Below are 18,302 nucleotides of genomic sequence, written 5' to 3'. Positions count from 1 at the left end.
GGCGGCCACCAGCACGCCGGAGCCGTTGCGTCCGTGGTCACTCAGATTGGCGAGCACGGTGCTGTTGACGCTGGTGTAGCCGATGCCCGCACCGATGCCGACATTCTTGGCAAAGCCGGCGCCGAGCAGATACATCTTGGCCGCGTTGGCGCTGGTGGCGGCGACGTTGACCTGCGTGCCCGTGACGTTGCCGCCCGCGATCTGCGCGACGACGACGTCGTTGCCGCCGCTCAGCACATTGCTGACGTCGTAGGTCGAGCTGACATTGGCACTGTTCGGATTGCCGGCCGTGCCGCTGGCGACGGCGTTGCTCCCGTGGGTGTTGCTGGTGCCACTGTTGACCGACGCGATGGTGCCGCTGCCGCCCTGATTGAGCTGACCGGTCTGCTGGCCCTGGGTGTCGGCATCGGCGGTGTTGGTGCCGATGATGATGACGCCGACGGTCGCGCCGATGCCGACGCTGCCGCCGATGCCGGCGGTGACCGCGTAGGACAGCACCTCCTTGGTGCTGAGCGCATTGACGTTGATCGCGCCTGACGAGTTCAGATTGCTGTTCCAGCTCTCGGCAACGGTCCGGCTCTTGAACACGATGACGTTGGCTGCGGCGCCGACGCCGACGCCTCCCCCGCTGGCGCCGACCGCAAGTGCGCCTGCGATCTCCTTGATCGCCACGTCTTCGTTGGCGTTGATCGTCACCGCGCCGGCCGTACCGCCCGTCACCCCATGCAGCGTGGTGTCGTAGACGCCGGCGATGGTGGTGTTGTTGGCGACCTCAATGTTGGCCATGCCGGCGATAGCCGCCGTCCCGGTCGAGAGCGCGCCGCCGATCGCATAGGCCTCGAAACGGTTCTTGGTCTTGGCCTCGACGTCGAGCGCGCCGCTCAGATTGAGCGCGGTGGTGTGTGCGGCACCATTGCCCTGATAGCGGAACTCGTCACCGACATAGGCCAGCGTCCGGTTCGAGGAGACCTGGACCAGGAACGCCGCGCCAATCGCGGCCTGGCTGCCATAGGCGCCGGAGCCGTTCGCGGAGAAGATACCGGTGTTGTTGTTGGCGTTCACCGTCAGTGACGAAGCCGTCAGCGCGCCGCCGTCAACATAGGCTTCCGTGGTCGCCTGGAAGACGTTGAGCCCGACCGAGCCGGTGTTGAAACCGATCGCGATCGACGACGCATCCTGCTCCGCATTGGCCTTCACAGTGACGGCGCCGACCGTCTCGCTCGACGACTGCACGCCGCCGACTGTGGCATTCGTGATATAGGCCAAGGTCTCGCGCGACATCGTCGTCGAGATGATCGTCGCGCCACCGCCGCCACTGCTGCCGTAAGCGATGCCGGCGCCGAACGCGCCGGAATAGGAGAAGCTCGACGCGGCGACCTCGATCTGCGGCTTGAGCGTCGAGGAGGTCAGGCGCGTGTCGATGGCCGCGCTGTCGATATAGGCTCGCGTCGCCCCGCTCATCACATTGGTGATGGGGTTGATCATGATCGCGATGCTGGAACTCGCGGCAAGCGAGGCGACGTTGGTCACGACGGCCTGGTGCGAGCTCGCGACCACGGCAAGGCCGCGCACGGTGTCCTGGTTCTCGGAGAGGTCGGGCGTGGTGTCGGTCGGCGCATGGGCGGTGCCGAGATCGAACGCGTGGACGAGCGTGCCGTTGTTGACCGACAGCGTATCGGACGAACTGGTTCCGAGCGCATCGACTTTGGTGTTGGCACCACTGATATAGGCTGCGGTGGTTCCGGTGATCTGGTTGGTCACCAGCGAACCCGCGCCGCCGACCGCCCCCTTGCTGATCGACAAGGCACCGGCGAACACCGCCGCCTTGTCGTTGTTGCCGGCGATCACGCCGACATTGTTGGTGGCCGTGACGTCAGCGCCGTTGATGCCGTTGGTGCCGGCCGCGGTGATGCTGGCCGTGACATTGGTCCCCATCAGATTGGTGGCGACCGAACCGGCCAGACCGACCTGCGAGGACATCGCGACACCGACGGCGACCGTCGAGATGCTGGCATTCGAGTTCGCACCGACGGCAACGCTGCCCGAGGCCGTCAGCTTGGAGCCGGTGACGCCGGCGCTGACGTTGTTGGCGATGCTGCTGTAGACCAGCGCCAGACCTGCGGCGCTGCCTTGCGACGCGGCGCTCGCGATCGCGGCGGTTCCGGTGATACTGGAATTGTCGGTCGCACTGACGGAGATGTTGCGGGCCGTGACGGACGATTGCGTCGTGCTGGACAGATTGTTGCCGATGGTCGCCGAGACGGTATTGGCGATCGAGCTGATCGTCGTGCCGCCGACGCCTGCAAACTGTCCGGTCGCCAGACCGAGGCCGATCGTGACCGATTGGATCTTCGAGGAATCGACCGCGCTCACGCTGACATTGCTGCTCGCCGTCATCAGGACGTTGGCGATATAGGCCGAATGCGTGGTTGCGATGGTGTCGTAGATGATCGAGGCGCCGACATTGTTCTTGCCGGCCTGGATGAGGCCCGCAACGGAGATGATGCTGGCGCCCGGACCATTCCCCGTGCCGTCGTTAAGCGCCGCCGCGCCGAAGTCGATGCAGTTCTGCCCGCCCGTGCCGCCGGCGACCGTGCAGGTGTCCGTGGCGAGATGATTGTTGTTCGACTTCTTGACGAGGTTGCCGAGCGCTGTGTCCAGCGCCGACACGGCGCCGCTGTCCGCCAGCACCGTCACGCGCCCGACGTTGATGCTCACCGTCGCGCCGCTGTTGATGTAGGCCGTCGTGGTGGGCGAGATCTCGCTGACGACGATCGCGCCGGCAAGCCCGTTGGACCCCGCCCCGCCCGAGGCCGCGCCGGCCGCGATCACGCTGGCGCTGTCGGCCAGCACCAGCAGGGTGTCGTAGTTCGAGATCGAGGTGCTGCGGATATGCGCATCGGTCGCGTTGCCGCCGGTGGGATCGGCGATCGAAGCATAGGTCAGCCCGATGCCGACGCCGGCCTGGCCACCCGAGATATAGAGCGAGCCGCCACCGATCGCGATGTTCGTGGTCTGGTAGGCGTCGACCTCGAGCGCGCGGTTGACGCCGGAGGATTGGCCCGTGATCGTCGAACTCTCGATGTAGGCGTTGGCGCTGTCAGTGATGATGCCGACCGAGGCCGACAGCGACGCCGCATTGGATTTCGAGCCCGCCACGCCGAGGGCGACGACGGTCTCCGAGCCGCCATTGAGCGCCTGCACCGTCACCGAACTCTGGTTGTTCATGGTGGTGCCGTAGATATAGGCGAGCGTCGCGTTGTTCGACATCGCCGCCGCGATCGCACCGCCGATCGCGGCCCCCGTGGCGGACCCTCCGGCCAGATTGAGCGCCGCAGAGCCGGAACCATTGTTGAGCATGGTGTCGTTGAGCGCCTGAACGATCGTGTTGGTCACCACCGCACCGGTCGTGGTGTACTTGTTGACTGTCGTATTCCTGATGTAGGCGCTGGTAGCCAGCGAGACGTCGCTCACCGACGAGCTGCCGGCAAGATCGAGGCTGAAGCCGCTGGTGCTCGATCCCGAGGTCGAGCCGATCTTGCCCGCCGCCGTCGTCACGCCGGCGGTGCCTCCGGTCGAGGCGGCGCCGGCAGCGCCTGCCTTGTCGGAGAAATTCGACGACGCCGGGTCGGAGACGGCCGCCGCCACGGCGGCCGCGGTGATGCGCCCCGAAGTGGTCGCGCTGAGTGTCAGATTGTCGACATTGACCGCCCCGCTTCCGCCGCTGGTGCCGGCGAACGGATCGTTGGCACTGAACACGCCGGGCCGGATGTCGGAATGGTTGTCGCCGATATAGGCGGAGGTGTCGGTATTTGCGCCGAGATAGGCGACCGACAAGCCGACCGCCGAACCGCCGCTCCCGTTATAGCTCATCGCGCCGGACAGCGTCACGACCGACAGATCCTGCTGCGCCAGGATGCCGACGGTCGGTGCATAGACGGTGGCCTGGCTCGAGATCGACGCATGCGTCGTGTTGTTCAGGAAACCGAGCGAGGTGATGCCATTCAGCGCCAGCGTGCCGGCAGCCTTGCCGGACGACGGTGCGACAGCGACGAACCGGTCTGAAGTGATCGCGTTGACGGCGATGTCGTCCGCCGCACGCAGCGTCGCACGGTCCGAAACGCCGGCGATGGTATTGGTGTTGAACTGGACGAGATTGAGCGCTCCGCCGACCGAGGAGCCGCCCGAGGTGTTGCCGAACAGGAAGCCGAGCGTGCCGACATTGCCGGCGGCGTCGATCGACGCCGTGGTCGTGGTGGCCGCGATCTGGAGGCTGGCGTTGTAGGTATGGACGTCGCCATTGTCCATCCCGACCGACCAGCCGGTGCCACTGCCGCAGGCCGCGGTCGCGCAGGTTGCCGTCAGGCTCGCGCTGCCGGCCACCCACGCCGTGGTGTTGTTGTTCACGACGAAATGGTTCAGCGAGCCGGCGATGCCGATCGTGTCGCCGGCGTCCGCCGTGGCATTGGCGTAGCTGGTCAGGATGTTGCCGCCGACGCCGAGATTGCCGTTGAGGTGGCTCAGCACCGCGCCCAAACCATCCCACTTCAGCCAGGAAATGGTGATCGGCAGTTCGGTGGTGGCATCGACGGCGATGTTCGCCGCGTTGATCAGCGTGCCATTGCCGACATAGGCGTTCGAATTATGCGTGAAATTGCCCCAGGCGACGGCCGCGCTGATCGCGGTGCTCTCGCCGGACACCGGGTCCTTCGTGATCGCGCTGGACGTCGCATTGCTGCGAACGCCGCGATCAATGACATTGCTGGCAACGGCAACGTTGCCGCTGGCATAGATGCTCGGCGCGCCGCCGCTCGGATTCTGCGCGATCGCAGCGGTCGCGCTCTGGGTGCTGTTGGCCAGCGACAGCGCGCCTGCGACCTTGAAATCGAAGCTCAACGGCACCAGCGATCCCATGTGGTCCCTGATGATCGACGTCGGCGAGGTGACGGCGCGCAGTCCTCGTTCGATCGCCGCGATCAGTGCCGGCAGGCCGGCGATGGACGAAGCCATCGTGGAATTGAGCGTGGTGTCGGACGTCGCTTCGACCAGGACGGAGCCGTTCATCCGGTTGGCGGTATCGGTTCCGAGCGATGCGCCGAGCGTCGCGGTCGCGGACGTCGTGATGTCGCTGATGGCGAACGCGCCGCCGACAGCACCGCTCGCCCCCGTTCCGGGCGCCGCAACCGACGTTGCGCTGGTCGAGAACGAGTTGTTGTTGATCGCGCGCACCTTCAGGGTGCTGCCGCTCGTGTTCACCGTGCCGGCAGCAATATGTGCGCCGGTCTCGACGTTGGCGGTCGTCGTCACCGAGCCCTTGGAATAGGCCACCGTCGGGACGATCTGCGCGCTCGTCGATGCCGCGAGGGCAGAGACGGCGATGGTCGCATCGTTGAGTGCCTTGATCTCGAGGTTGCCGCCGGCGTTGATCGTCGCGCCCGAGGCGATGTTGGTGGTCACGTTGCCATCGATCTTACCGACGACCACACCGGCCGCGACCGGCGTGAGACTGCCGAGCAAGGTGGATGCGACCGCCGGATCCGACGCGGTCTCGGTGGCATGTGCGGAAATGGTGACGTCGCCGCGGCCGTTGATGTCGGCATGGCTGTTGATGTTGATCGTCGCGGTCGCGCTGGCCGCGACATAGCCGCCATTGAGCCCGAGCAGCGAGGCGGCGAGCGTCGAGCCGACGAGCGCGAGATCACCGACCGCAGAACCGTTCAGGAAGCTCGACACGGCCGTCGAGGTCGCGGTGATCGAGACGGTACCACCGGTAATCTTGCCGTCGACCGTGATCGCCGTCGTGGCTGTGGCCTGACCGGACAGCTTGATGTCGCTCGCCGTTGCCGTCAGCGTGACGTTGCCGTCGGCGTAGCTGGTCCCACCGAAATTGACCGACTGCGCCAGGATCTGCGCACCATTCTTGATATCGATGTTCGGCGCGTCGATGATGACGTTGTTGGCGTTGCCGGTCGAATGGCCGGAGCCGTCGAGGCGGCGGGCATCGATCACCGCATGTGCGGCGAGCGTAATGGAATGATCGGCCTGAATGAGGTAATTGGCACCGGCGCTGAGCCCGGCGAGCGCAGCCGCGACGGAGCTGTTCGAAAGCGTCACGCCGGTGTCGCCCTGGGAGGCATCGCCGACGACCAGGTCGGTCGGATCGATCAGCAGCGTGCCGGCCTTGCCGTTGGCCGCGCTGAGATTGACCTCGATGCCCCGGCCGATGTCGATGACGCCGTTCGCGCTGAAATCGACCAGACCTGCATTGCCGGTCTTCGCGCTGGCGTTGAACCTGGCCCCGCCCGTCACGGTCAGATTCTGCGCTGCCTTCAGACGGATCTCGCCGGCATCGCCGGTCTTGCTGGCGATATTCAGCCTGGCGTTCTTGCCGATATCGATGTTGTTGCCGGCCTGCACCGTGATGTTGCTCGGCGTCGAGGTCTTGCTGTGCGCGGTCAGGCGGCCGTTGACGCGAGCGTTGTTGACGGCGCCGATATGGATCGAACCGTTGCTGACGGTGATCGAGCTGGCGCTGCGCAGGCCCTTGGAATTGACGGATGCCGCGAACTTGGCGGCGTGGTCGAGATTGGCGATGTCGCGCTGGGTCGCGCCGCCGACGAAGACGTTCTGCCCGGTCAGACGCACGCCGTCCTGGGCATTGACCCGGCCGTAGATGCGGATGTTGCCGTCCGGCGAGACCGGGAACGAGCCCGCCATGAGATTGCCGACGGCCGTGCCGTTGATCGCGCCGCCGGGACCGATCAGGCTGTCGGTGAACTCCCGTGTCGGAGTCGAGACATTGAGGCTGCCGACATTGACCACGCCGCTGCGGCCGACCACGAACCCCTTGGGGTCGGCGAAATAGACGTTACCGCCGATTGAGCCGTTCATGTAGGAGTTCAGCGTGCCGTTGACGTAGACCGGCGCGTCGCGAACGATGTTGACGAGATTTCGCGTCCCCGTCGGCAGTTGCAGGTTGACCGTATTGCCCTGCCCGACGCTGAACTGCGAGAAGGAGTTAAAGGCGTTGTTGCCCGAGAACGTCGACGTCGTGACGTTGGTGACGCTGCCGGAGGTCTGAAGGCTGGTCCCGGTGCGGCCGTCGGGAACGATGACGTTCGCCGTCTGCGCCTGAAGGCGGACGCTGAACACCGGCAGGAAGACCATCTGCATCGCGCAGAGCAGCGACATCGAACGGAACCGCGCCAGCCGGCGCAGCGTCGTCCGCCCGTCATCGTTTCGCGCCGCAGATGGTCCGCGCATGTCAGATCCTCGTCATCGGCATTGGCGCCGATCCACAACCGGGTGGGAGAATGTCGTGCGATCCCGACATCAGAACTGGCCGGGCGGCAGCTTGAAGATGTCGGGGCTCTTGGCGTCGGCCACGTAGAACAGCAGCAGGCTGGTCGGGGTCAGCACACGCTGGTTGTTCTCCTTGTTCTCGAACGTGCCCTGGAGGAGCAGGATCACCGAGCGATCCCTGGCGTCGCTGCCGCGGAACATCACGATGCCGCCGGCGACGGGCATGTTGACCGCGATGGAGTCGGGCTTGAAGCCTTCACCCATGAAATGGGCGCGCAGGATGTTGGCGTTGGAGAACAGCTTCTCCGGCGTGATCGCTGCGTCAGTCGCCTTCGACCAGACCGCGCCGACCTGAATCAGCGACTTCGACTTGTAGCCGAACACGTAGGAGAGCTCGGCGGTGCCGCCGTTCGGCAGCAACTCCGGAACGGACAGCAGAATGCTGTGCGTCAGCTCGGACGCGTTGTCCTGTGACTTGATGGCGTCGGGCTTGGCGTTGAAATCCTTCGTCATCGCCGCGCGCACATCGGCCTCGTTCATGCCGAACTTGGCGGAGCGGAAACCGTCAATCGCCTTGATCTTGTCGTCCGCGGCCGGTGTCTCGGCCGAATTCGCCCCGGCGGCGACGGGCGTGCCGGCTGCAGCGGGGGCGCCGGCCGCAGCCGCTCTGGGTGCCGGCGCAGCCTTCTGCTTCGGTACGGCGCCCTGGGCCGCGAGCGGTCCGGCAGCAATGACGGTGAGCAGGCCGACGACGGCCGGAATGAGATAGATTTTGCGCATCGAGAACCTTCGAAACAACTTGAAACAACGCTTCAAAAATCGGCAGCTGCGAAATCGCCTTCCGCGAACCGTCGTCGCAACCGAGACGGAAAATGTTGCAACGCGAAGGCGTTACAAGGCGTCACGAAGGAGACAACGCTCGAAGCAGCGACTCTTTGGCAGCGTAGGAATACGGTATCGGGCTGCCAAACGCTGCGAATGCGCATTCATAAGCGCATTTTTTCATCAATTGTGGATGCCGGCCGTTCGCGCTAAGCATCCGCTCCGGGGCAAGCCATCATGCGAAGAGTTTCATGACCGAACGGCCTTCCGCTCTCGCGGTCGATCGCCGCGGCTTCATTCGACTTGCGGGCGCAGCCGCCGCAGGATGGGTCGCGCTCGGCGCAACGTCGGATCGCATGCGGATCGTCGGATCGCTGACCGCATTGCCGCTCGACGACGAGCTGACCCGGCGGAGCCTGATCGACAGCGCAACCTCCCGCCTCGGTGGCCTCGTCGCCGGCTTGAGGCAGCGCGGCTGGGTCGAAGGCGTCAACTTCCGCCTCGAGCTCCGTTCGACCTTCGGCGCACCGGACCGGCTGAAGGCCGCGATTCAGGAATTGCTGGAGCTGAAGCCGGACGTGATCCTGACGGGGTCGACGGTCGAAACCGTGGCGGTCCTTGCCGCCACCAGGACCATCCCGATCGTCTTCGCGACCGCCAACGATCCCGTCGGCAATGGCTTCGTCGAAAGCCTTGCGCATCCCGGCGGCAACGTCACCGGCTTCACCAACAGCACCGCCGAGATGGGCGGCAAATGGCTGCAGCTGATCCGCGAGGCCGTGCCCGATCTTGCGCGCGTCGGTATCCTGTTCAACCCTTCGACCACCCCTCGCGGCGGGCGCTTCTTCCTCGACTCGATCGAGCAAGAGGCCGCCGAGTCCGGAGTGTCCGCAATCCCCGCCCCCGTCGACGCGCCGGCGGACATCGACGAAGCCGTCAGGCGCTTCTCCGAGCCGCCGAAGGCGGCGATGATTGCGCTGGTCGACAGCTTCCTGGTCGTCAACCGGAAGGCGGTCGTGGCGGCGGCCGCCAAGTATCGCGTGCCCACGATCTATCCGTTTCATTACTTCATGGACGCCGGCGGGTTGATGAGCTACGGGCCGACGCTGGAGGTGCGCTCGGCCGACTATGTCGATCTCATCCTGCGCGGCACCAAGGCCGGCGACCTGCCGGTGCAATCGCCGCGCAAATACGAGCTGCTGATCAACCGCACGGTCGCCCGCACGCTGGGATTGACCATACCATTCACGCTGCTCGCGCGCGCCGACGAGATCCGCGAGTGAACGAAACGGTCGACCAGGGACATTTGCGAACGCCTCCCGGCCGGCTGTTCCGCAAATATCTCTACTCGATCGTCGCCCTCGCCTTTGCCGCGCTCGCCATCAACACGGGCTTCGACGTCTGGTTCTCCTATCGCGAGCAGAAGCAGCTTCTGGCGGCGACCCAGCGCGAGCAGGCGGCGTCCGCTGCGATTCAGATCGGCCAATTCATCGGCCAGATCGAAAACCAGATCAGATGGCTCTCGCGCCTGCCGCCGGAGCTGTCGACCAACGAAGACGAACGCCTGAACGCCATCCGTCTCCTGCGCCTCTCCCCGGCGATCGCGGAAATCGCCGAGCTCGACTCGCACGGGCTTGAACAGATGCGTGTGTCCCGCCGTGTGGCAGACCGAATCGGCAGTAAAGCCGACCTCTCCGCCTCGCCCGCCTTTCGCGGAGCCAATGAAAGCCGGGCCTATTACGGGCCGGTCTACTTCTTCGGCGATACCGAACCCTTCATGACGCTCGCCACGCGGGGGATTGGCCGCAATCCCAATGTGATCGTCGCCGAGGTCAATTTGCGTTTCATTTGGGACCTCGTCGCCGGGATCAGGGTCGGCAACACCGGCAAGGCCTACGTGGTGGACCGCACGGGTATCTTGATCGCGCATCCCGATTTGTGGCGAGCCCTGCAACGCAGCGATCTCTCCGGCCATGCCGACGTCCGCGCCGCGCTCGACGGCGTGGGGCCGCCCTCCGGCGGCCTGATCAAGGAGGATCTGTCCGGCCAGCGCGTGCTGTCGACCTATGCGACGGTCCCCTCGCTCGGCTTGCTGGTGTTCGTCGAGCTGCCGCTCAGCGAGGCCTATGCGCCGATCTATGCGTCGATTGGCCGTTCGACCTTTCTCCTCGTCGTCCTGCTGGCCGGTGCGGTGCTGGTCTCTCTCTTTCTCAGCCGGCGCATGACGGGGCCGATCCAGCTGCTGACGCAGGGCGCACGGCGGATCGGGAGCGGCGATCTCGGCCTGCGGCTCGCGATCAAGACCGGCGACGAGCTGGAAGCGCTCGGCGACCAGTTCAACCGGATGGCCGCGCAACTGCGCTATTCCTACGCGACGCTGGAGCGCAAGGTGATCGAGCGCACCTCGGAGCTGGAGAAAGCGCGCGATCAGGCCCTTGCCGAGCACGATGCCGCCGAGCGCGCGCGCAGCGCGGCGGTGGCGGCCAATGAGACCAAATCGCGCTTCCTTGCCGTCGTCAGCCACGAGCTGCGCACGCCGCTGAACGGCGTCATGGGCGTGCTGCAGCTGCTCGACGACGGCAAACTCGGCGAGGCGCAGCGGCGCCACCTCACGACCGCGGCGGCATCGGGGGAGACGCTGATCGCGCTGGTCGATGCCATCCTGGAATATGCGCGCCTGGAGGCCAGCGCCGAAGCCCTGGAGCCGCGTAATTTCCACCTCGACCAGCTGATCGAAACGGCCGCCGACCTGATGCGGCCCCAGGCCTTCGGCAAGGGAGTGACCTTCGACCTTGCCTGCGATGCCTCGGTCAGGACCTCGGTGCACGGCGATCCTGTCAGGCTCAATCGAATCCTGCTCAATTTAATCGGCAACGCCATCAAGTTCACGCCATCAGGCGCGATCGCCGTCAACGCAGCCGCCGAGCGCCATGATGGTCATGTCCTGCTGCGCGTGACCGTTCGCGACACCGGCATCGGCATCGCCCCCGACATGCATGAGCGGATTTTTGAGGATTTCGTGCAGGCGGACGACAGCATCGCGCGGCGGTTCGGCGGCACCGGCCTCGGACTCGCGATCGCGCGGCGTCTCAGCCGTTTGATGCGCGGCGAGCTGACGGTGGAGAGCACGCCGGGCGCGGGTAGCACGTTCACACTCGAAGTGCCGCTCGATCCGGCCGTCAGCGGCATTGCCCAAGGTGCACTTCCGCCACCGTCGCGGCGCCTCCGCGTGCTGCTGGTCGACGACGACCCCATCAATTGCGAGGTCGGCGAAGCAATGCTGAATCGGCTCGGCCATCATGCCACGATCGCCAGAAACGGCGCCTCGGCCGTCGCACTCGCCCGCGATCACGCGTTCGACGTCATCCTGATGGACCTGCACATGCCCGACATGGACGGCGTCGAGGCGGCGTCGCGGATCGGCAAGCTCGGTCTGCCGAAAATGCCGCGCATCATCGCCGTCACCGCGGACGTGTCCTCCAGCGCACGCGAGCGGCTCGCCGACGCAGGCATTGTCCAGATCGTCAGCAAGCCGATCCTGATCAACGCGTTGCGCGAGGCGATCGAGGACGATCCGGAGGTCGCGCCGGCAGCCGTGCAACTCGCCGCGGGCGCCTTGATCGACCGGCACTATCTCGACGACCAGAAGGAGCTGCTCGGCGCCGCGCAAATCACAAAGCTCCACCACTTGCTGGAGGAGACCAGCGAAAAGCTGATCGACGACATCACCAAGGCTGCCGCGACCGGCGACCATAAACAGCTCGCCCGACACGCACATCAACTCGGCAGCGCCGCCGGCGCGCTCGGCCTCGTCCGCCTGTTCGAGCGCTGCCGCGAGATCGAGCTGGCGTCGCCTGCGATGTCGGCGCCTGAGTGCCAGAGTGCCGCGCGTGAGCTCGCTGCGCTGCGAGCAGCCTCGATGAGCGCGCTCGACGATCTGCTCCGGCCCGCCGAGCAGCGGTCGGTCAGCTAGATTTGCTCAGATCGAGCTCTTAGCGTTTTGCCCCCGAGCAGTCCAAGGCGGCTGAAATCGCACATTGACGTCTGAGAGTCCCCGGCGTTGAATGGAGTTTTCGACGTGGCGGAGGAGCTGCGGCGTCCCGTCGCCCGACAAGCGGTCGGTTAGCCGCTCCTGATCTTCGCCTTCGGGAAGTACAGTTTGGCTTCACCGACGCGCTGGGAGGTCGAGAGCCATGAGATTTCCAACTGCTCTATGCGTGGTCTCGTTGGCATTGCTCTCCGCGGCCGGGGCGCGAGCGCAAATCCAGGAGGGCCCGCCATCATGGGCCTACCCGGTCAACCCGCCCAATTTTCAACGCACGCCAGACGATGGCACGATCAGGCACGTTCCTGACAGCGCCGCCGGTTTTACGCTCACGCAAGTGCGCGATCTGTTCGCCGCGCCCGATTGGCATCCGGACGATCATCCACCAATGCCAGACATCGTGGCGAGGGGGAGAAAGCCGGAGGTGTTCGCGTGCGGCGTCTGCCACCGGGCAGACGGACCGGGCGGTCCTGAGAATGCCAGCCTATTTGGCCTCTCCGCGGAATACATCATTCAGCAAACGGCGGAGTTCAAGACGGGCCTGCGCACGAACTCGGTGCCTCGCGTCGCCACCGACCTGATGATCAAGTTGTCCAAAGCGGTGACCGATCAGGAACTCGCAGAGGCCGCAGCCTACTTCGCCTCCATCAAGCCCAGATCGAATATTGTCGTCGTAGAGGCCGAGGCGGTGCCAAAAACACAGGTGAGAGACCTGTTCCTGGCTCCGCTGGACGGCGCCGAGAAAGAGCCCATCGGCCAGCGCATCATCGAGATCCCGGAAAACGTTGAACACTTTGTCAGCCGGGACTCGCGCGCTCGTTTCATCGCCTACGTCCCGGTGGGCAGCGTCCAGAAAGGACGGACGCTGGCAACGAACAGCGATCCGCGCGTCCAGTGCGGGACCTGTCACGGTGCTGACCTCAGCGGGACTGCCATCGCGCCGGGGCTTGCGTCCCGTTCGCCCACCTACATGTTCCGGCAGCTCTATGACTTCAAATCGGGTGCGCGGAAGGGGGCCAATAGCGAACTCATGAAACCGGTTGTCGAGAATCTCGGCGTCGACGACGTGATCGCGCTGGTCGCCTTTTCAGCGTCGCTCAAGCAATAACATTCTTCGGGGCTGTGCAGAGTGGGCCAGCCGGCGCGCTTCCTGCGCTCATGAGGGTCCGATTCTGGCCCAAAGCCACCCTAAGCGTTCGCTCCATGTCTGCGCGCGGACTTATTCCGGTTAACCGGCCAAGAAGGAGGTCAATCTCAACGACTCCGGTCGGTTCTTCAGCAGGTCGCCCGGCCGGCAATGTGCCGCCGGCCGAGCCAACACGCCACCCAAGGGATCAACTTCCTTCGTGTGGGACCTGTGACCATTGCGCTGTCACGAACCGGACGTTTTAACGACGAGCTTTATGTTCAGCAGGTTGACGCCCTTGAATGGGTTCGGCGCGCTTTCGATTGTTCCCGTACCCGTGGCGTTCGCATAGGCACCTGTGCCCGACAGGATGGTGTATTCGCCCGTCGATTTGCCGTCTTTGGCCGAACCGGTGTAGCGCGCGGTAATCGAGCCTTCCTCGAATGTGTACGTGCTGTAGCCGAAGAAGGGGCCCGACCCTTTGAGCAGGTCCGAAGTATTGACGAACTCTTTCACTCCGATACGGCCATCGTTGAAGACGGCGACCCCAAAGAATTTGCCAGACACAACCGTCTGTCCCTCGACGTTTGCGGCCTCTATGACCTTGAGGTCGATCGGCTTCGTAACCAGCTTGAACTCAAGCACCCGCTCACCGGCTACGGCTGTTGACGCCGCGACGGCCAATGCCACGCCAGAAAGGAAAAGGGTGAGAGACTTCCGCATAGCTTCCTCCTGCGCTTGTTGAAATCAAGTCGAGAAGTGTGAGCTACTCATCGTGCCCGGCTCTTCGCGGTGGCACGGAAGAGAGCCCTCGGAACGCCCCGACAGCGGTTGAACTCTTTCTGTCCTGAGGCGCGAAGTCGGGACGCTAATATGAGTCCCAAGGCACGGGAAGAAAGTTCAACTTTCCGGTGCGGTATAATCGTATCCAGCCACTGCGCGGACTCTCAGCAAAGGCACAATCATCATGGCCTTTGCTGGCAGCCGGACTTCATCCAGTCGTTCGCGGGGAGAGCAATTCCGAGGAATCACTGTCAGCAACGTTGACAATAGAAGAACCCTTGCCGCTCACCCTTTCAAAGGAAATCCCCCGACTGTCCGCCGTGTAGCTCGCCTTCTTGACTCATCGCGAGAGATCGCTGCGAGCCGTTGCCCGGGCAGAGTCATGGCTTCCCGACCCAGCCTCAGCCCCCTGCGCGCCGACTTCTTCATCGCGGCCAAACCGCTCAACGAGAAAGTCGATGAAGAGCCTGACCTTCACCGACAGGTGCCGCGTCGGCGGATAGACCGCATAGAGCGCGAGCGGCGGCGCAAAATAGTCTTCCAGGACGGCGCGCAGCTTGCCTGTCCGCAACGCGTCGGCAGCGATGAACTCCGGCAGCAGCGCGAGCCCCCTGCCCTTGATCGCGACGTCGCGCAGCACCTCGGCATTGTTCACGCACAGCGACCAGGCCGGCTGGATCCAGTGATCGCCGTCGGCGCCTGTAAGCTTCCACTGATTACCGGTGAGCAGGTAGCCGTAGGTCAGCGAGGCGTGCTCGCGCAGATCCTGCGGGTGCTTTGGCGTGCCGTGACGTGCGAGATAGTCCGGCGAAGCACAGATCATGCGCGCCACCGGCATGATTTTTCGCGCGATCAAGCTCGACGATTCCAGTTCCGCGATCCGCAAGGTCACGTCAAAACCGTCCTGGACGGGATCGAGCAGGTCGTCACTGAGCACGATCTGGAGCTGGAGCTCGCCATAGCGCGCCATGAAATCGGCGAGCACGGGCCCGAGCCGCATCGTGCCGAACGACATCGGCGCGTTGACGCGCAACAATCCGCGCGGCGCCGACTGCGCCTGCGTCACCGCCTGGTCGGCCGCCTCGACCTCCGAGAGGATGACGAGCGCGCGTTCGAAATAGCGCTGGCCGTTCTCGGTCGGGCTGGCATGCCGTGTGGTCCGGTTCAACAGCTGGACGCCGAGGCTCTCCTCGAGGTCGGCGATGTACTTGCTGATCGCCGAGCGCGACAGCCGCAGCTGCCGGCCAGCTTCCGCAAAGCTGCCGCTTTCCACCACCTTCACGAAGGCCCGGAGACTGCCGAGCTTATCCAAGGGCTGCTTCCGCCGATTGTTTCCAAATCATAGACATGGCCGTCATATTTGCATGGATTGTCTCCAATCCAAAGCGGAACGATATTTCCGGCCAGAGCAAGACGCTCCCCGAACTCTGGAGGACGACAATGTCTGGACTGCACCATGTCACCGCGATTGCCGGCGACCCCATCAGGAATTTCGGCTTCTACACCCGGGATCTCGGCCTGCGCTTCGTCAAGAAGACGGTCAATTTCGATGATCCCGGCACCTATCACTTCTATTATGGCGACGAGACCGGCCGCCCCGGCACCATCCTGACCTTCTTTCCGTGGGCGGGCGTTCCGGCCGGGCGCCGCGGCGTCGGCGAAACTCATCAGACCGCCTTCCGCGTGCCGCAGCGCTCGCTCGGCTACTGGACCCAGCGTTTCACCGAGAAGGGCATTGCCTACGAGGCGCTGGAGAAGCGCTTCGGCGAATCCGTGCTGCCGTTCACCGATCCCGATGGCATGGCGCTGGCGCTGGTCGGCATTCCCGGCGCCGAGAGCGAGCCCGGCTGGAGCAACGGCGACGTGCCGGCCGAGCACGCGATCCGCGGTTTCCATGGCGTGACCTTGCTGCTCGACAGCGCGGCGAAGACGGCCGCTGTCCTCACCGACGTGTTCGGCTTCAAGGAGACCGGCCGTGAAGGCTCGGTGATCCGCTTCAAGGCGCCCGGCGATGTCGAGGGCAGCGTTGTCGACATCTACGAGGCCAAGGGCTTTTTGCGCGGCCATCAGGGCGGCGGCTCGGTGCATCACATCGCGTTCCGCGCGGCTGACGATGCCGAGCAGGGCAAGATGGCGCAAAAGCTCGTGAGCAATCACGGCCTGCATCCGACCGAGCAGAGGGACCGCAACTACTTCCGCTCGATCTACTTCCGCGAGCCCGGCGGCGTGCTGTTCGAGATCGCGACCGACATCCCCGGCTTCGCCGTCGACGAACCCGTCGCGACGCTGGGACGTGACCTCAAGCTGCCTGTTTTCCTCGAAGCGCAGCGCAAGCAGATCGAGGGTGTTCTGCCGAATCTGGAAGAGACCGTGTCATGACCGAGACTGAATTCATCCATCGTTTCGAGCCCGCGGCCAGCGCGGGCTCCCCTCCGCTCCTCCTGTTGCACGGCACCGGCGGCGACGAGAACGACCTGCTCGGGCTCGGCAAGATGATCTCGCCGGGGTCCGCCCTGCTCTCGCCGCGCGGCCGCGTGCTCGAGCACGGCATGCCGCGCTTCTTCCGCCGTCTCGCCGAAGGTGTGTTCGACGAGGACGACGTCCGCCGCCGCGCGAACGAGCTCGGCGAGTTCGTCAACGCGGCGCGGCAGCGCTACGGCATCGCCGCGCCGGTCGCCGTCGGCTTCTCCAATGGCGCCAACATCGCAGCCGCGCTGTTGCTGCTGAAGCCGGAGGTTCTGGCCGGCGCGATCCTGCTGCGCGCCATGGTGCCGCTGTCGGATCCGCCCAGAGCCGATCTTGCAGGCCAGCCAGTCCTGCTGCTGTCCGGGCAGGCTGATCCGATCGTGCCGGCCAGCAATTCGGCCAAGCTTGCGGCTCTGCTCTCGCAAGCAGGCGCGAGCGTGACCCACAGGGTCCTGCCGGCGGGCCATCAATTGTCGCAAGCCGATTTGACGCTCGCCCGCGACTGGATCGGCAGCGTCGACGCCAAGGCAGCATGACCGAGCCAGGGGCGCATCGTTTCCAAACGGTGCGCCGCCGCCTTCACTCGAACGGCCCGTCGTAGGTCGCACCCATACGGCCTTGATCGCGCCGAAGGGATGCTCGACTGTCTCGCGTCGCGTCCGCATGGAGTCTGGAGTGGAATCGAGCCGCCTCTGAACTCTCAACAAGTGAGCATTTCGCTACTGGCAAACGCATTGCCTACGCGGTGGGCGTCGCGCCATGCGCTGAGTGCGATGGTACACCCCTTACGAAGTCTATGAATGCGCGCAACGGCGCCGGCACGAGACGTCGACCAGGATAGTAGAGAAAGGGCCCCGAAAAGCTCTGCCACCAGGGTTCGAGGACCGGCTCGAGCTGACCACTGGCGAGATGGGGACGAAGCCAGTCCTCGAAGAGGGTGACAATGCCGGTACCGGCGATGGCGGCGGCAACGGCGAGATCTGTCGCCGCCCCGACGCTGACCAGCAGCGGTCCTTTGGGTTCGACGCGAACGATTTCGCCCTCCCGTTCAAACTCCCACGGAGCCACCATCGCGCCGGACGAAAGACGACTGCCAAGGCAAGCGTGGTCGACAAGCTCGCGAGGATGATTGGGCCGGCCGTAGCGATCCAGGTAATTTGGAGAGGCAGCGGTTGCAAAGCGCTGAACGCGAGGACCGATTGGAATCGCCATCATGTCCTGCTCCAGACGCTCGTCGTATCGGATGCCAGCATCACAACCAGCGGCCAGAACGTCGATAAAGTTATTCTCCGCAATCACTTCCAGCCGGATGTCAGGATAAGCGGCGAGAAAGGGCGGCGCGATGGTGGGCAGCACGAGGCGTGCCGCACTGACCGGTACGTTCAGACGCAGGGTACCTGCTGGCCTGTTGCGGGAGCTGTTGACGACGTCGACGGCAGCTTCCACCTCGGCGAATGCTGGCCCGAGCCGCTCGAGGAGACGTTGACCTGCCTCAGTGGGCGCCACGGTTCGCGTCGTCCGGTTCAACAATCTGACGCCGAGTTGCGCTTCCAGCCTGGTTACCGCTTCGCTGAGTCCTGACGCACTCGCCCCGCTCGACCGAGCTCCGTCCCGAAAGCCTCCGGCCCGCGCGACGGTCACAAAAGCGTTCAGTTCACCCAGATCGACTTTCACTGTTCGCTTCTCCGAACAACCCGTTCGGATTGTACCCGGTTATCGAGCGCGCGGGCAACGTCTACCTACCGGCCATTGGTTCTT

Annotated in this window: 10 protein-coding genes; 5 read left to right on the top strand and 5 right to left on the bottom strand. The window is 64.9% G+C overall.

Features of this window, described 5'->3' with window-relative positions:
• Positions 1-7,263: leukotoxin LktA family filamentous adhesin (locus tag IC66_RS0112970; protein WP_038947906.1), on the bottom strand; the 7,263-nt coding region annotated here is incomplete at its 3' end.
• Positions 7,264-7,332: 69 nt separating this feature from the next.
• On the bottom strand, positions 7,333-8,082 hold the full coding sequence (locus tag IC66_RS0112965) for a hypothetical protein (protein ID WP_028142430.1): 750 nt from the start codon (positions 8,080-8,082) through the stop codon (positions 7,333-7,335).
• A 293-nt stretch (positions 8,083-8,375) separates the two neighbouring features.
• On the opposite strand from IC66_RS0112965, the gene IC66_RS0112960 reads away from it, so the two are divergent.
• The 3 genes from IC66_RS0112960 (at position 8,376) to IC66_RS0112945 (ending at position 13,277) form a co-directional block, all read left to right on the top strand.
• Entirely contained in the window at positions 8,376-9,407 is a 1,032-nt protein-coding gene (locus IC66_RS0112960) for an ABC transporter substrate-binding protein (RefSeq protein ID WP_038947905.1), read from the top strand.
• Positions 9,404-12,097 (top strand): hybrid sensor histidine kinase/response regulator, encoded by a 2,694-nt coding sequence (locus IC66_RS0112955; protein WP_038947904.1) that lies wholly within the window; start codon positions 9,404-9,406, stop codon positions 12,095-12,097. Before IC66_RS0112960 ends, IC66_RS0112955 begins: the two co-directional genes overlap by 4 nt.
• A gap of 253 nt (positions 12,098-12,350) precedes the next feature.
• Positions 12,351-13,277, top strand: coding sequence for a c-type cytochrome (locus tag IC66_RS0112945; RefSeq protein WP_244429105.1), 927 nt, complete (start codon positions 12,351-12,353; stop codon positions 13,275-13,277).
• A gap of 264 nt (positions 13,278-13,541) precedes the next feature.
• On the opposite strand, the gene IC66_RS0112940 is transcribed toward IC66_RS0112945, so the two are convergent.
• Both IC66_RS0112940 and IC66_RS0112935 read right to left on the bottom strand, forming a co-directional pair.
• On the bottom strand, positions 13,542-14,018 hold the full coding sequence (locus IC66_RS0112940) for a hypothetical protein (protein WP_028142426.1): 477 nt from the start codon (positions 14,016-14,018) through the stop codon (positions 13,542-13,544).
• 400 nt (positions 14,019-14,418) lie between these two features.
• Complete coding sequence (locus IC66_RS0112935) at positions 14,419-15,390, bottom strand: LysR family transcriptional regulator (RefSeq protein WP_049801707.1); 972 nt, start codon at positions 15,388-15,390, stop codon at positions 14,419-14,421.
• A gap of 128 nt (positions 15,391-15,518) precedes the next feature.
• On the opposite strand from IC66_RS0112935, the gene IC66_RS0112930 reads away from it, so the two are divergent.
• Both IC66_RS0112930 and IC66_RS0112925 read left to right on the top strand, forming a co-directional pair.
• Positions 15,519-16,457 carry a ring-cleaving dioxygenase gene (locus IC66_RS0112930; RefSeq protein WP_028142425.1) on the top strand — a complete coding sequence of 313 codons (939 nt, stop codon included), beginning with the start codon at positions 15,519-15,521 and terminating at the stop codon, positions 16,455-16,457.
• The gene (locus IC66_RS0112925; protein WP_038947901.1) at positions 16,454-17,080 is read left to right on the top strand and encodes an alpha/beta hydrolase; all 627 of its coding nucleotides are present in this window, start codon (positions 16,454-16,456) and stop codon (positions 17,078-17,080) included. Before IC66_RS0112930 ends, IC66_RS0112925 begins: the two co-directional genes overlap by 4 nt.
• Positions 17,081-17,282: 202 nt before the next feature.
• On the opposite strand, the gene IC66_RS43365 is transcribed toward IC66_RS0112925, so the two are convergent.
• Entirely contained in the window at positions 17,283-18,218 is a 936-nt protein-coding gene (locus tag IC66_RS43365; protein WP_083859290.1) for a LysR family transcriptional regulator, read from the bottom strand.
• Positions 18,219-18,302: the final 84 nt, after the last annotated feature.

The organism is Bradyrhizobium genomosp. III, from assembly GCF_000261705.1.
Classification (GTDB): Bacteria; Pseudomonadota; Alphaproteobacteria; order Rhizobiales; family Xanthobacteraceae; genus Bradyrhizobium; species Bradyrhizobium ottawaense.
This window is presented reverse-complemented; position numbering and strand designations above follow the sequence as displayed.

What these genes read in the sequence shown, in the direction of transcription:
- IC66_RS0112930 (WP_028142425.1), top strand. Translation starts at nt 15,519, where the DNA reads ATGTCTGGACTGCACCATGTCACCGCGATTGCCGGCGACCCCATCAGG.
- IC66_RS0112940 (WP_028142426.1), bottom strand. Translation starts at nt 14,018, where the DNA reads ATGCGGAAGTCTCTCACCCTTTTCCTTTCTGGCGTGGCATTGGCCGTC.
- IC66_RS0112960 (WP_038947905.1), top strand. Translation starts at nt 8,376, where the DNA reads ATGACCGAACGGCCTTCCGCTCTCGCGGTCGATCGCCGCGGCTTCATT.
- IC66_RS0112965 (WP_028142430.1), bottom strand. Translation starts at nt 8,082, where the DNA reads ATGCGCAAAATCTATCTCATTCCGGCCGTCGTCGGCCTGCTCACCGTC.
- IC66_RS0112925 (WP_038947901.1), top strand. Translation starts at nt 16,454, where the DNA reads ATGACCGAGACTGAATTCATCCATCGTTTCGAGCCCGCGGCCAGCGCG.